Below are 14,124 nucleotides of genomic sequence, written 5' to 3'. Positions count from 1 at the left end.
GTGGGGGTTGGGGTTTTGGGGGTTGGGGTTTTGGGGGTTGGGGTTTTGGGGGTTGGGGTTTTGGGGGTTGGGGTTTTGGGGGTTGGGGTTTTGGGGGTTGGGGTTTTGGGGCGGTTAGGGGGCGATGAGGTCGGCGGCCTTTTCGCCGATCATGATGGCCGGGGCGTGGGTGTGGCCGCGGTTGAGGGTTGGCATGATCGAGACGTCCACCACGCGCAGCCCTTCGACGCCCCTGACCTTCAGGGACGGGTCCACGACCGAGGCCGCGTCCGTGCCCATCCGGCAGGTGCCCACCGGGTGGTACAGGGTCTCGCCGCGCTCGCGCACCCACTGCGCCAGTTCCTCGTCCGTCTCCGGCCCCCAGTACGGGTCCATCGGCCCCCCGGCGTACTCCTTGAACGCCGCCGTCGCGAAGATCTGCTTGGCCACCTTCAGCCCCGCCACCAGCCGCCGCACGTCCGCCTCCCGCGACAGGTACCCGGGGTCGATCACCGGGTCACGCCCGCTCAGCCCGACCCGCCCCCGGCTCTCCGGCTGCAGCAGCACGACGCCGACGGTCAGCCCGTGCCCCTCCGGCTTGTCCAGCCCGTGGTTGATGAACGGCCCAGGCGCGTAGATGAGCTCGATGTCCGGCGCCGGCTCCTCGCTGGAGGTCTTGATGAACGCGACCGCCTCGCCCACGTTCGTGGTCAGCATGCCTGACCGCAGCACGAGGTAACGCAGCAGGTTGAGCAGCGACTCGGCCGCCACCAGCGACACCGGCTGCGTGCACGACACGAACACCCCGGTCGACAGGTGGTCCTGGAGGTTCTTGCCCACCTCGGGCAGGTCCTGGACGAGCTCGACACCCGCGTCCCGCAGCTCGTCGGCCGCGCCGATCCCCGACCGCATCAGCAGGTACGGCGAGCCGATCGCCCCCGCCGAGAGCACGACCTCGCGGGACGCCCTGACCTGCGTTCCCCCGCTGTGCTCGATGCCGATCGCGCGCCGCCCGTCGAACACGACCCGATCCACGGTCGCGCCGGTGATCAGCGTGAGGTTGGGCCGCTTCAGCGCCGGGCGCAGGTAGGCGTCGGCGGCGCTCCACCGCCGTCCCCGGTTCTGGGTGACGGGCGTGGGGCTGTAGCCCTCGTTGGAGCGGCCGTTGAGCTCGTCGAGCCGGACCATGCCGAGCTCGGCGCACGCCTTGAGGAACGCGGCCGTCGTGACGTTCGGGCTGCGGAGTTCGGAGATGTGGATGGGTCCGGCTGTGCCGTACACGTCGCCCTTGTTGCTGCCGACGCGGTGCTCGGCCCTGGTGAAGTACGGCAGGACCTCGTCGTACCCCCAGCCGGGAACGTCCCACTGGTCGTAGTCGTGCGCGGTGCCGCGCACCCACATCTGCGCGTTCAGCGAGGAGGAGCCGCCGATGACGCGCCCGCGCGGCCAGTACAGCTCGCGGCCGGACATCTCGGACTGCTTGGCGGTGGTGTAGTTCCAGTCGTATTCGGTCTTGAAGAGCTTGGCGAAGCCTGCGGGCATGCGGATCTCGAGCTTGTCGTCCTGGCCGCCCGCCTCGACCAGAGCAACCGTTACCCCCGGGTCCGCCGACAGCCTGTTGGCCAGCACGCACCCCGCCGACCCCGCCCCGACGATCACATAGTCGTACTCCATGGAGCCCTCCAGGAGGCAAGTAACCTGGTACTTGCTTACTCCAGGCGGCCCGAGCCGTCCATACGCATCTGTAACCTTTGTTACCTACCGGTCAGTATGTGGGGCCTGCGAGGATGTCGCGCACAGTGCCACACCTGAGGGAGGAAGGCCGTCCCATGCTCAACCTGTCGATCGTTCTCGAGGACAGCGCCCGCAACACGCCGGACAAGACCGCGATCGTCTTCGGCGACATGCGCCTGCCGTACTCGCTGATCAACACCGTGGCGAACCAGGTGGCGAACCTCCTGGTGTCCAGAGGCATCGGCAAGGGCGACAAGGTGGCGCTGGCCAGCCCGAACGTGCCCTACTTCCCGTTCGTCTACTTCGGCGCGCTCAAGGTCGGCGCCTCCGTGGTGCCGCTGAACGTGCTGCTGCAGTCGCGCGAGTTCGCCTACCACCTGGAGGACAGCCAGGCCAAGGCCTTCTTCTGCTTCGAGGGCTCCCCCGAGCTCCCGCTGGGCGAGCGCGGCAAGGCCGGGTTCGACGCCGCCGAGGGCTGCGAGCACTTCTTCGTGCTGCCCGCCACCCCGCTGGCGACCGAGTCGGAGTACGGCGAGACCATCTGGGCGGCGCTCGACGGCAAGTCAGGCGAGTTCGAGACCGTGCAGACCGCGCCCGACGACACCGCCGTCGTCCTCTACACCTCGGGCACCACGGGCCAGCCCAAGGGCGCCGAACTCAGCCACCAGAACCTGCTGGTCAACGCCATGGTGTGCGATGAGATGTTCCCGCGCTCCGAGTCCGGCGAGAACGCCTACCTGGCCGTGCTGCCGCTCTTCCACATCTTCGGCCTCACCGTCGTGCTCAACGCCGGGTTCCGCCGCCGCGCGAACATCGTCCTCATGCCGCGCTTCGAGCCCGGCCAGGCGCTGGAGCTGATGCGCAAGGAGAACGTCACCTTCTTCGCCGGGGTGCCGACCATGTACTGGGCCATCCTGACGAAGATCCACGCCGAGGGCGCCGAGGTGCCGACGTCGCTGGAGGTCGCGGTCGCCGGTGGCGCCGCCTCGCCGGTCGAGGTGCTCAAGGACTTCGAGAAGACCTTCGGCTTCGGGATCCTGGAGGGCTACGGGCTGTCGGAGACCTCGCCCGTGGCCAGCTTCAACCAGCTCGGGCGGCCCACCAAGCCCGGCACCATCGGCACGCCGATCTGGGGCGTGGAGATGAAGCTGATCGACAGCGACTGGAAGACGATCGAGGGCGAGGGGCCGGGCGAGATCGCGATCCGCGGCCACAACATCATGAAGGGCTACTACAACCGTCCCGAGGCGACGGCCGAGGTGATGAACGACGGCTGGTTCCGTACCGGCGACATCGCCACGCGCGACGCCGACGGTTACTACGCCATCATCGACCGGGCCAAGGACATGATCATCCGGGGTGGGTTCAACGTGTATCCGCGCGAGGTCGAGGAGGTCCTCATGACCCACCCGGCCGTGTCGCTGGTGGCCGTGGTGGGTCTGCCGCACGAGTCGCACGGCGAGGAGGTCAAGGCGTACGTGATCCGTACGCCTGGGGCCTCCGTCACCGAGGACGAGCTGGTCGCCTGGTGCCGCGACAACATGGCCGCCTACAAGTACCCGCGGATCATCGAGTTCCGCGACGCGCTGCCGATGACGGCCAGCGGCAAGATCCTCAAGCGCGAGCTCCGCTAGGGCCTGGCCTCGTAGACGAGGTTGAACGGGGTCTCTGCCGCGCGGCGGAACCGGCTGAAACCGGCTTCCGCCGCCAGCCGCCTGATGGGCTCCTCGCCCGCCTGGGCGCCGAGCGCGTAGCCGCCCTCCTGCGACAGCGCGCTGGGCACGCACAGGAACGCGGAGAAGGTGTAGTACACCCGCCCGACCGGGTTCATGTTGTCGCTGACCGTGTCGCCCGCAGCGGGTTCGACGATCATCCACGTCCCGTCGTCGGCGAGCTGGCCGCGGATGTTGCGCGCCACGCCCAGCGGGTCGCCCATGTCGTGCAGCGCGTCGAACGTGGTCACCAGCTCGTACGGACCACCGCCGAAGTCCTGCGCGCTCGCGGCGACGAACCTGGCGTTGCCGGACACCCGCTTGCGCGCCTGCTCGATGGAGCCCTCGTGGTAGTCTGACCCGGTGAACGTGGACGCCGGGTACGCCTCGGCCATGAGCGCCGTGGACGCGCCGTGCCCGCAGCCGACGTCGGCCACGGCGACACCCGCGTTGAGCTTGTCGACCACGCCGTCGAGGGCGGGCAGCCAGGCGGCGATGAGGTTGGCGCTGTAGCCGGGGCGGAAGAAGCGCTCGCAGCCGGCGAAGACGTCGGCGTCGTGCTGGTGCCAGCCGAGGCCCTCGCCGGTGCGGAAGGCGCGGGTGATCTCGCGGTCGGCCTTGAGGGCGCCGAGGGCGAGCTGGAAGGCGCCGGGGGCGAAGATCGGCCCGTCGGGGTCGGTGAGCGCGAACGCCTGCTCCTCGGTCATGGAGTACTGCCCCGAGGCCGGGTCGTACTCCACGTACCCGCCCGCCGCCTGCCCCTTGAGCCATTCCTCGACGTAGCGAGCGGCGGTGCCGGTCCGTTCCGCGAGCTGTGCGGGCGACTGCGCCCCGGTGGCGAGCGCCCGGTAGAGCCCGAGCCGATCACCGATGACAACCCCACCGGCGGCCATGGTGGCGCCGAGATCGCCGACGAACCTGTGCACGAACTCCATGAGCCGATCTTCGTTCACGGTATGTCCCCTCCTGAATGGTCGTCCTCCCATGGAAGGCCCCCACCCGGGTCCCACCCCAGAGCCGCTCTCCCTCCGGAAATCCGGGTCAGTGGTCCTGCGGCATAGGGTTTGACGGGTGAGTCCTGAAATGATCAAGATCCCCGGCGGGCGGATCATGTTGCGCGATGAGGGCAGGCAGGTCAACTGGCCGGTCGTCGTCGAGCCGTTCCTTCTGGCGGCTCATCCCGTCACGCGTGAAGACGTGCCGGTCACCGAGGTTTCCTGGCTGGATGCCGTCGAGTACTGCAACCGGCTCTCGCGGGACGAAGGGCTTCGGGAGTGCTACGGCGATGGGGAGTGGGATCGGGCGGCCGACGGTTACAGGTTGCCGACCGAGGCGGAGTGGGAGCATGCGTGCCGCGCCGGGTCCACCGGCGTGCGGTACGGCGAGCTGGATGAGATCGCCTGGCATCGGGGGAACTCGGGTGGGGTCGTCCATCCGGCAGGGAGCAAGATGCCCAACGACTGGGGGCTCTACGACATGATCGGCAACGTCTGGGAGTGGTGCTGGGACCAGTACGACCCCGACGTCTACGGGCCCTACCGGGTGTTCAGGGGCGGCGGGGCGCACGATCTGCCGCGTGCGCTCCGTGCCTCGTGCCGACGCAAGAGCCATCCGACCCTGCGGATCGATGACCTCGGGTTCCGGGTCGCCCGGTCAGCGTGAGCCGTTGATGATCAGTGCGATCCCCGCGTCGAAGATGGCGTCGCCGTTCCCCCTGCCCGTCGTGAGGAGCCGCGCGATCGTCGGGTAGGTCGCGGCGAACGCGGCCAGGTCCACGGTGTCGGCCCCCGTGGAGTCCTGCTCCTCGATGACGTGGCCGAACGTGTAGTGGAGCGCCGTGAAGACCACGTTGGCCGCCTCCACCAGCGGCAACCCGCCGCCCTCCAGCGCACGCAGGCCGTACTCGCTGATGCGGGGCAACGTGGGAGCCCCCGGCGGCCGGGCACCGGCGACGACGCGGCCACCGTCCGGGTAGGCCAGCATCGCCCGCCGCAGCCGCCGCAGGACCCCCGACCACCACGGCTGCCACGGCTCCCCCGCCGCATGCGGGGCGAACCCGGCGAACTGCTCCTGGAGCATCGCCTCCGCCATCGCGTCGAGCAGCTCCTGCTTGTCCTTGAACCGCCAGTAGATCGCCGGAGCCTTGACCTCCAGCCGCGTGGTGAGCTTGCGGAAGGTCACCCCGGCCAGCCCCTCCTGGCGCAACAGCTCCAGCGCTTCCCGCACGATCGTCTCCGCATCCATGGCGTCCACCCTATAACAGTGTTATAGTCCTTTCCTGTAACACCGTTATAGAGAGGGAACGACATGAACCAGGCGCTCGTGGACGCGATGGAGACCTACCTCAAGGCCGGGCTGGCCATGGACGTGGACACGCTGGACCGCCTCTACGACCCCGGGTTCGAGAACGTGCGGGTCGACGCGGCCGGTCTGACGGTCACCCTGACCAAGGAGCAGTTCATGGGCAGGTTCCGCGCCATGGCCGCCCAGGGCGTGAAGATCGGCGAGTCCGTGGACGACGCCACCTTCCCCGCGACGACCGACTTCGGGGACAACGCGGCGATCGTCATGCGCAGGGTCAAGGACGGCACGCCCGTCCTCTACGTGTTCGTCTGGCGCATGGAGGAGGGGCGGCCGACGACCATCCTGCGCGAGTTCACCCTCGACAAGGACATCAGCTACCTGCTGAAGATGGTCTGAAAAGCAAGAAGAGCGCGGAGGCCGGACCCCCGCGCTCCCTTCGCAGAACCGCCTACGGCCAGTCGATCGACGGGCGGAGCGGCACCCCGGAGTTGCCCTCGTTGTCGAGCTTCACGCCGAGCACCTGGTGCAGCTGCACCTTGTTGCGCTCGAAGCCGACGATGCACCCGGCCATGTAGAGCCGCCAGACGCGGGCCGTACCCGGTCCGACCTCCTGCAGCGCGTCCTCCCAGTTGTCGTCCAGGTTGTCGCACCAGAACTTCAACGTCTTGGCGTAGTGCTCGCGCAGGTTCTCCTCGTGGCGGATCTCGAAGCCGGTGTCCTCCATCTGCCTGATGAGGTAGCCGACCGACTCCAGCTCACCGTCGGGGAAGACGTAGCGGTTGATGAAGCCGCCCTTGTTGATCGTCTTCTCGATGCCGGTGGGCCTGGTGATGCAGTGGTTGAGTATCCGGCCGCCGGCCTTCAGCTTGCCGTACAGGAAGGAGAAGTAGCCGGGCAGCTGGTCCTTGCCGATGTGCTCGGTGAGGCCGATGGAGCTGACCGCGTCGAAGTTGCCCTCGGTGACGTCGCGGTAGTCCATGTGCCTGACCTCGGCGAGGTCGGACAGGCCCGCCTCGGCGATGGCCTTCTGCGCCCACTCCGCCTGCTGCTTCGACAGGGTGACGCCGAGCGCCTTGACGCCGTAGTGGCGCGCCGCGTGCATGACCATGCCGCCCCAGCCGCAGCCGACGTCGAGCAGGCGCATGCCCGGCTTGAGGTCGAGCTTCTTGGCCACCAGGTCGAACTTGGCGTACTGCGCCTCTTCCAGCGACGCGTCCTCCGACGGGAAGACGGCGCAGGTGTAGGCCATGGACGGGCCGAGCACCCACTCGTAGAAGCGGTTGGACACGTCGTAGTGGTGGTGGATCGCCTCGGCGTCACGCTGCTTGGCGTGGCGCGAGCCCAGCTTGGCCAGCGTGCTCTGCCGCATCTCCTGCGGCGGCGGCGGCACCCGCATCAGCAGCGGCTTCACGCCCAGGGCGCGGACCGCGTCCACCTTCTCCGACAACGTCAGGTCGTTGGTGGTGATGTTCCACATGCGGTCCAGCAACGAGTACATGTCGCCATGCACGTCGATGTGGCCGGAGACGTACGCGCGGGCCAGCCCGAGCTCGCCCGGCGCCTGCGCGAGGTAGGCCACCGCGATGGGCGACTTCACCTCGATGCGGACGTCCGCCCCGTCGGGGCCCGCCTTGCTTCCGTCGTAGGCCATGAACGCGATGTTCGCGTCGCCGCCCACTACCTTCTCAAAAATGCTTGCGAGAGCCATCAGCTCACCTTCCCCGCACACACTTGTCGTACAGGTCCAGCAGGCGACCGCTCGGATCGTATTCCCGCTTGACCGGCCAGTAAGCATCGCCGTTGTAGAGCTGCCAGAACTGCTCACGGGCGTAGAAAGAGGTCGAGTAGAGCGACTTGTGCCCGTCGAGCTCGTGCACCGAGTTCTCGATGAGCCGGTTGTAGTAGCCGTCGAACTGTCCCCGAGGCAACGGGACCATGCCCCAGAAGCCGAAGTTGACGTACAGCCGGCCCGTTTCCAACGGGTAGAGAGGCCACTCACTCGAAGACTTCAGCGGGCACATCCAGACCGGAGTCATGCCCACCTTGTCGTGGAAGAACGAAAGGAACTCGGCGCCGCGCTCGACGGGCACCTCGACGTCCTGGATGACCGACTCCTGCACCGGCTGGTTGCGCCAGCGGTCGACGCGGGCGGTGATCCCGTGCTTGCGGTCGAGGGCGACCAGGCGGCGGTAGACGTCGGAGCGCATCCAGCGGCGCGGCATCAGCGAGCGCACTACAGGCTGCTGTACGCCGAAGGCGCGCGAGCACCAGAACCAGTCGGTGTCCCAGCGCCACAGGTAGTCGCGGATGGTGAGCCAGTCGCGCTTGCGCTTCTGGATCGACTGGTAGTAGATGCGCATGCCGGTGTAGTCCGACACGTACGGCGCGCGGTCGGCGAAACGCCCGATGGTGACGTAGAGCTCGTCCGGGGAGAAGAACACCCCGTCGACGAAGTCCACCTGCTCGCCGTCGTGCTGCATGGTGTCGCAGATCTCCTGCATCGCCAGCATGCACTTGTCCGCGTCGTTGAAGCGGATGTGGGTCAGATGCACGTACGGCTGGACCCGCTTGAGCCTGATCTTGATGCGCAGCGCGTAGCCGAGCGTGCCGTACGAGTTGGGGAAGGCCCTGAACAGCTCGCGGTGCTCGTTGTCGTCGCGCGCGACGATGATGCGCCCGTCGCCGGTGAGGATTTCGAGCTCCTCGACCGACTCGTGCGGCAGGCCGTCCCTGAAGCTGGTCGACTCGATGCCGAGACCCGTGACCGCTCCCCCGAGCGTGATCGTCTTGAGCTGGGGCACGACGTACGGCATGAGCCCGTGCGGAAGCGTGGCGTCCACGAGGTGCTCGTAGGTCGTCATGCCCTGGACCTCGGCGGTCATCGTCACCGGGTCGACGCTGATGACCTCGTCGAGGTCGCGGGCCGAGAGCTTGGCCGCCTTGTCGGAGTCGCGGAACCTGAACAGGTTGGAGGTCGCCTTGGCGAGCCTGGGAGCAGCGTCCGCCGGGATCTCGGCGTACGACTGCCTGATCTGCTCAACGGCCCTCTGGTGTGCCGACATGGTCGTCACGACCCCTCCTTCGTCGGGCTCGTGACGACGAAGTCGTGCTGTGCCTGATTGGTGCTCTCGCTGCGCTCGACCACGTATGCACCCCCTAGGCAGTGGTAGATCGTCCGTAAGACCGTATCTCCCCAAAACACCTCAGAACAGTCCGGGGTGGTTAAACGCGCGAAAACTCTACATCGTGCCAGCGAAAAGCGTCACGCGGGGGAGAACCGGGGAAAAGAGTACTCCTACCGGCGACGAACGATCGCGTCCACCCCGTTGACGACGTTCTCGACCGCGCGACCCTCGACGGCAGCGGCCAGGTTGGCGACCACCGCGGCGACCAGCCGTCCCGTGGACTGCGGCGTGACCCCGGCGACATGCGGCGAAAGCAGGACATTTCCGTGTTCACGAAGAGGGTCCCCGGCGGGCAGGGGTTCCGTCTCGAAGACGTCGAGCGCCGCCCCGCCCAGATGGTCCATGGCGGAGACCAGGGCCGTCTGGTCGATCACGCCGCCCCTCGCCGCGTTCACCAGCAGCGCACCCGGCTTCATGGCACGCGGGTCGATCAGCGACCGGGTCTCGTCGGACAGCGCGATCACCACGACGAGAACGTCGCTGGTGGCGACCAGGGAGGCGAGGTCGACGTAGGACGGGACCTGGCGGGCCGTGCGGGTCCAGAAGGAGACCTCGCAGCCGAACGCCGAGAACATCCGCGCGCAGGCCTGCCCGATCGGCCCCCAGCCGACGATGCCCACCCGCGAGCCGGACAGCTCCGACGGCCCCAGGTCGAGCTGCGGCCAGCCGCCCGCGCGCACGGCCGCGTCGGCGGCGACCAGCTTGCGCGACAGCGCCAGGGCGGCGCCGACGCACCACTCGGCCACCGCGACCGCGCTCACCCCGGCCGTGTTCGCCAGGGGCACACCGGCGGCGGCGAGCACGTCGAGGTCGTGCCCGTCCACGCCGACCGACGGCTGCTGCACGAAGGCCAGGCGCGGCGCGCTCTTGACCGCCTCGGCGTCCATGGCCAGCGTCGAGGTCCAGTCGCCCAGGACGATCTCGGCGTCGGCGAGCGCGGCCAGCAGCCCCTCGCGGTCCCTGGTCGCGGGAACGGTCACGTTCAGCCGGTCGGACAGGGGCCCGACCAGCCCGCGCATGGCTTCGAGCGGGAGCGGGGGCAGGGCCAGGAGGTTCCAGGGGCTGCTCATGCCCCCACAGTAAAGCTGCCGATCACCTTGCGCATCAGCCCCGCGTTGCGCCGCCACTCGTCGGCGGTGACCGTCCATGACAGGACATAGGCGGTATCGCCGCTCACGACCACGCGGCGTACTTCGTGGTAGCTCGTGCCCGGCCGTACCCAGGGCTCGTGCGCCTCGGTGGCGGTCCAGGTGAACTCCCACTCCGTGCGCGCCTGCCGTACCACCCGGACGTCCTGGGCGCTCTGGGCGAGCAGGGCGTCGGCGTCCTCGCGGATCTGGGCCGGGTCGATCGTGGCGTACATGGCCTGGACGCCCAGATGGGCGCTGCCGTCCGCCTTGACCCACTGCGCGTAGTCCTCCTTGCGCGAGCCCTTCCACCCGTTCGGCCGGTCGATCGACCAGCCGTCCGGCGAGGTCCAGGTACGCACCAGGGCGAGCGTCGGTGTCGGCGTGGGGGTGGGCGTCGGCGTGGGGGTCGGCGTCGGGGTCGGCGTGGCTTCCGGGCTCTTCGCCAGCGCGCTGGGGGTCGCCACCGGGGTGGTGCCCTCAGCCGTGGGCGTGAGCCGGACGAAGGCGACGGCGCCCGCCGCGATCACCACGGCTGCGGCCGCGATCGAGATCATGAGCTTGCGGCTCCCACCGCCGCCTGACGGCTTGCGCCGCGACTCGGGGCGCTCCGGCGAGGCGACGGCGGCCAGCAGCCGGTCGGCCTCCGCCGCGCTGACCCGCTGCAGCGGCTCCTTGCGCAGCAACCCCTGCAGCGCCGCGTGGAAGGCGGGCGGGATCCTGCGGTAGTCGGGCTCCTCGTTCAGCAACGCGCTCAGCGTGGCCATGGCGTCGCCGCGCTCGAACGGCGAACGCCCCACCATCGAGGCGTACAGCGTCGCGCCCAGCGAGAACAGGTCGGAGGACGGCCCAGCCTCCGCGGCCCGCACCCGCTCGGGGGCGAGGAAGGACGGCGAGCCCGTCACCATGCCGGTCTTGGTCAGGGACGAGTCGCCCTCGGCCTGCGCGATGCCGAAGTCGGTGAGCACCGCCCTGCCGTCGTCGCAGAGCAGGATGTTGCTCGGCTTCACGTCGCGGTGCAGGATGCCCGCCTCGTGCGCGGCGACCAGCGCGGAGAGCACCTGCCTGCCGACGTCGGCGGCCTGCCGTACGGGAAGGGCGCCGGTGGTGGCGACGACCTCCTCCATCGAGGGGGCGCGGACCAGCTCCATGATGATCCACGGCCGGTTGCCCTCCTCGACCACGTCGTAGATGGCCACGACCGAGGGGTGGTTGAGCTTGGCCGCCGTGCGCGCCTCTCTCGCGGTACGCAGCAGATGCCGCTCGCGGTCGAGCGCGGGCAGCCCGTCGGGCAGCAGGACCTCCTTGACCGCTATGGGTCTGTTGAGCAGCGTGTCATGGCCCTCCCACACCACGCCCATCCCGCCACGGCCGAGTTCGCGCACCAGCTGGTAGCGCCTCGCGATCAGCATGTCCAAACCTCCACAACAGTGGGCAAGTTTCCCACACCCGGCGTCTGGAGTCGGGGAGGTTCCTTGCCAGGCCGTACCGAAGGTTGTTCTACTTGGGCGATGACGTCACGACAGGGCCCGCTCGCCGGGGTGCGCGTACTGGAACTCGCCGGGCTCGCCCCCGGGCCGTTCGCCGGGATGATGCTCGCCGACCACGGCGCCGAGGTGCTGCGGGTCGACCGGGTCGCCGCGGTGACCGACAGACCGCGCGCCGACGTGATGGACCGCGGCAAGCACAGCATCGGGCTGGACCTGAAGTCGCCCGAGGGCGTGGCCGCCTTCAAGGAGCTGGTGAAGAACGCCGACGTGGTGATCGACGTGTTCCGCCCCGGCGTGGCGGAACGGCTCGGCATCGGGCCCGAGGACCTGCACGCGGTCAACCCCCGGCTGATCTACGGGAGGATGACCGGCTGGGGGCAGGACGGGCCGCTGGCGCCGACCGCCGGGCACGACATCGACTACATCGCGATCTCCGGGGTCCTGTCGATGCTGGGCCGCGAGGGCGACAAGCCGACGCCGCCGATCAACATCCTGGGCGACTTCGCCGGTGGCGGCCTGATGCTGGCCTACGGGGTGCTGCTGGCGCTGTTCGAGCGCGAGCGCACGGGCATGGGCCGGGTGATCGACGCGGCGATGGTCGACGGGGCGTCGATCCTGTTCGCGATGTTCTACCACGGGGTGCAGAGCGGCTTCTGGGGTGCGCGGGGGACGAACCTGCTGGACACGGGCGCGCCGATGTACGACACCTACGAGACGGCGGACGGGAAGTTCCTCGCGGTCGGGTCGCTGGAGCCGCAGTTCTGGGAGGCCATGGTCACCCTGATGGGGTTGACCGACCTGCCCTCCCGCGACGACCGCGCCCAGTGGCCCGCCTTGAAGGCGCGGCTGGCCGACGCCTTCAAGGCGCGCACGCGCGCCGAGTGGGAGGCCGTCTTCGACGGTTCCGACGCGTGCGTCTCCCCGGTGCTGGAGATGAACGAGGCGGCGAAGCACCCGCACAACGTGGCCAGAGGCAGTTTCGTGGACGTCGGCGGCATCAGCCACCCGGCGCCCGCCCCCAGGCTCGTCGGGGAGGAGCCCCAGGACCTCTCCCCCGCCACCCGCCTGACCGACCTGTCGGAGTGGGGCCTCACCGCCGAGGCGGCCGACAAGCTCCGCGCCCAGGGAGTGCTCGCCTGATGGACGTCTTCGAGGCCCTGTACACGACCCGCGCGATGCGGCGGGTCAAGCCGGACCCCATCCCCCTCGACGTGCAGCGTTCGATCATGGACGCCGCGGTGCGGGCTCCCAGCGGCGGGAACGCGCAGAACTGGCGCTTCCTCCTGGTGGACTCGCCTGATCTGCTCAAGGCTCTGGGCCCGCTGTATCGGGACGGCTTGCAGCAGCTCTGGGACGGCTACTACAAGGCGACGGATCTCGATGAGCAGGCGCTGAAGGTGCGGGCGTCGGCGCAGCACCTGGCCGACCAGTTCGAGAAATATCCCCTCATGTTGTTCGCCTTCGTGCAGCACGACCCGACGGGCGGATCGATCTTCCCCGCGGTGTGGAGCGCCCAGCTCGCGGCACGTGCGCACGGGGTGGGCACGGCGCTGACCAGCATCTTGGGGATCTTCCACGCGAAGGAGACGCTGCGCGTCCTCGGCGTGCCCACCGACCAGGGGTGGCGGCTGGCCTGCACGGTCACCTTCGGCTACCCGACCGGCCGCTGGGGCGTCGCGCCCCGCCGTCCCGTCCACGAGGTCACCTACCGCAACCAGTGGGGCGACGCCCCCGGCTTCACCGTGGAGGAGCCGCTGTGGGGTTGAGCGTCCTGGTCACCGGCGGCGGCAGCGGAATCGGGCTGGCCGTCGCCCGGCGGCTGACCGCCGCGGGCGCCGTCGTGACCATCTGCGGCAGGACAGAGGACCGGCTGGCAGCCGCCCGCGACGCCGGGCACGCGGACCACTACGTGGTGGCCGACGTGGGCGACGAGGAGGCCGTGGCGCAAGCCGTACGGCAGGCACACGCGAACGGCGGCGGGCGGCTGGACGGCGTGGTGGCCTCTGCTGGAGGGTCCGGATGGCTCGGGCCGATCACCCAGCTACCGCTGGAGCAGTGGCGTCAGGTCATCGAGACCAACCTCACCGGCACCATGCTCGCACTCAAGCACGCCGCGCCGCTGATGGCCGCCCAGGGCGGCGGCTCGTTCGTGGCCATCTCGTCCATCGCCTCGTCGAACACGCACCGCTGGTTCGGCCCGTACGGCGTGGCCAAGGCGGGCGTCGACCACCTCTGCCTGCTGGCCGCCGACGAGCTCGGCGCCAGCGGGGTCCGGGTGAACGCCATCAGGCCCGGCCTGATCCGCACCGAGATGGTGGCGATCGTCACCGAGGAGGAGAACCCGATCCTCGCCGACTACCGGGCCTGCACCCCGCTCCCCCGCATCGGCGAACCTGACGACGTGGCGGCGCTGGCCGCCTTCCTCCTGGGCCCGGACTCCTCCTGGATCACCGGCCAGGTCATCAACGTCGACGGCGGTCACTCCCTCCGCCGCGGCCCCGACTTCTCCCCCTGGCTGGAACCCGCCTACGGCGGCGACGCACTGAAAGGCCTGTTACCCGACTGACCCTCCGACCCCGCTGGTCGTTGGCGC

At 69.4% G+C, this 14,124-nt stretch carries 13 protein-coding genes; 6 read left to right on the top strand and 7 right to left on the bottom strand.

What is annotated here, in order from left to right; genetic code table 11:
• Positions 1–114: 114 nt before the first annotated feature.
• A complete protein-coding gene (locus ACIBG8_RS29990; protein WP_397346360.1) occupies positions 115–1,653 on the bottom strand; it encodes a GMC family oxidoreductase in 1,539 nt (512 codons plus the stop codon).
• Between the two features lie 155 nt (positions 1,654–1,808).
• On the opposite strand from ACIBG8_RS29990, the gene ACIBG8_RS29985 reads away from it, so the two are divergent.
• Positions 1,809–3,347, top strand: coding sequence for a long-chain fatty acid--CoA ligase (locus ACIBG8_RS29985; protein ID WP_397346359.1), 1,539 nt, complete (start codon positions 1,809–1,811; stop codon positions 3,345–3,347).
• On the opposite strand, the gene ACIBG8_RS29980 is transcribed toward ACIBG8_RS29985, so the two are convergent.
• The gene (locus ACIBG8_RS29980) at positions 3,344–4,378 is read right to left on the bottom strand and encodes a class I SAM-dependent methyltransferase (RefSeq protein WP_397346358.1); all 1,035 of its coding nucleotides are present in this window, start codon (positions 4,376–4,378) and stop codon (positions 3,344–3,346) included. The two genes, ACIBG8_RS29985 and ACIBG8_RS29980, sit on opposite strands and share 4 nt — an antisense overlap.
• Before the next feature lie 130 nt (positions 4,379–4,508).
• Here ACIBG8_RS29980 and ACIBG8_RS29975 point away from each other — a divergent pair, with 130 nt between their 5' ends.
• Positions 4,509–5,087 (top strand): formylglycine-generating enzyme family protein, encoded by a 579-nt coding sequence (locus ACIBG8_RS29975; RefSeq protein ID WP_397347799.1) that lies wholly within the window; start codon positions 4,509–4,511, stop codon positions 5,085–5,087.
• Here ACIBG8_RS29975 and ACIBG8_RS29970 read toward each other — a convergent pair.
• Positions 5,079–5,669, bottom strand: a complete 591-nt coding sequence (locus ACIBG8_RS29970) for a TetR/AcrR family transcriptional regulator C-terminal domain-containing protein (protein ID WP_397346357.1) — start codon at positions 5,667–5,669, stop codon at positions 5,079–5,081. The genes ACIBG8_RS29975 and ACIBG8_RS29970 overlap by 9 nt on opposite strands.
• A gap of 63 nt (positions 5,670–5,732) precedes the next feature.
• On the opposite strand from ACIBG8_RS29970, the gene ACIBG8_RS29965 reads away from it, so the two are divergent.
• Positions 5,733–6,125, top strand: coding sequence for a hypothetical protein (locus ACIBG8_RS29965; RefSeq protein ID WP_397346356.1), 393 nt, complete (start codon positions 5,733–5,735; stop codon positions 6,123–6,125).
• 52 nt (positions 6,126–6,177) lie between these two features.
• Here the strand turns inward: ACIBG8_RS29965 and ACIBG8_RS29960 are convergent, their stop codons facing one another.
• The 4 genes from ACIBG8_RS29960 to ACIBG8_RS29945 all read right to left on the bottom strand — a co-directional run bounded on the left by ACIBG8_RS29960 (position 6,178) and on the right by ACIBG8_RS29945 (position 11,453).
• Positions 6,178–7,437 (bottom strand): class I SAM-dependent methyltransferase, encoded by a 1,260-nt coding sequence (locus ACIBG8_RS29960; RefSeq protein WP_397346355.1) that lies wholly within the window; start codon positions 7,435–7,437, stop codon positions 6,178–6,180.
• A gap of 4 nt (positions 7,438–7,441) precedes the next feature.
• Positions 7,442–8,791: an FAD-binding oxidoreductase gene (locus ACIBG8_RS29955; RefSeq protein ID WP_397346354.1), complete on the bottom strand. Its 1,350-nt coding sequence runs from the start codon at positions 8,789–8,791 to the stop codon at positions 7,442–7,444.
• 233 nt (positions 8,792–9,024) lie between these two features.
• The gene (locus ACIBG8_RS29950; protein ID WP_397346352.1) at positions 9,025–9,984 is read right to left on the bottom strand and encodes an NAD(P)-dependent oxidoreductase; all 960 of its coding nucleotides are present in this window, start codon (positions 9,982–9,984) and stop codon (positions 9,025–9,027) included.
• Complete coding sequence (locus ACIBG8_RS29945) at positions 9,981–11,453, bottom strand: serine/threonine-protein kinase (protein ID WP_397346351.1); 1,473 nt, start codon at positions 11,451–11,453, stop codon at positions 9,981–9,983. Before ACIBG8_RS29945 ends, ACIBG8_RS29950 begins: the two co-directional genes overlap by 4 nt.
• 99 nt (positions 11,454–11,552) lie before the next feature.
• Here ACIBG8_RS29945 and ACIBG8_RS29940 point away from each other — a divergent pair, with 99 nt between their 5' ends.
• From ACIBG8_RS29940 to ACIBG8_RS29930, 3 genes are read left to right on the top strand one after another with little or no spacing between them, the layout of a single operon-like run.
• Entirely contained in the window at positions 11,553–12,671 is a 1,119-nt protein-coding gene (locus ACIBG8_RS29940) for a CaiB/BaiF CoA transferase family protein (protein ID WP_397346350.1), read from the top strand.
• Complete coding sequence (locus ACIBG8_RS29935; protein WP_397346349.1) at positions 12,671–13,297, top strand: nitroreductase family protein; 627 nt, start codon at positions 12,671–12,673, stop codon at positions 13,295–13,297. The genes ACIBG8_RS29940 and ACIBG8_RS29935 overlap by 1 nt, the downstream gene beginning before the upstream one ends.
• Complete coding sequence (locus ACIBG8_RS29930) at positions 13,288–14,097, top strand: SDR family oxidoreductase (RefSeq protein ID WP_397346348.1); 810 nt, start codon at positions 13,288–13,290, stop codon at positions 14,095–14,097. The genes ACIBG8_RS29935 and ACIBG8_RS29930 overlap by 10 nt, the downstream gene beginning before the upstream one ends.
• Positions 14,098–14,124: the final 27 nt, after the last annotated feature.

The sequence above is a fragment of the Nonomuraea sp. NPDC050556 genome, from assembly GCF_044457355.1.
Taxonomy (GTDB): domain Bacteria; phylum Actinomycetota; class Actinomycetes; order Streptosporangiales; family Streptosporangiaceae; genus Nonomuraea.
This window is presented reverse-complemented; position numbering and strand designations above follow the sequence as displayed.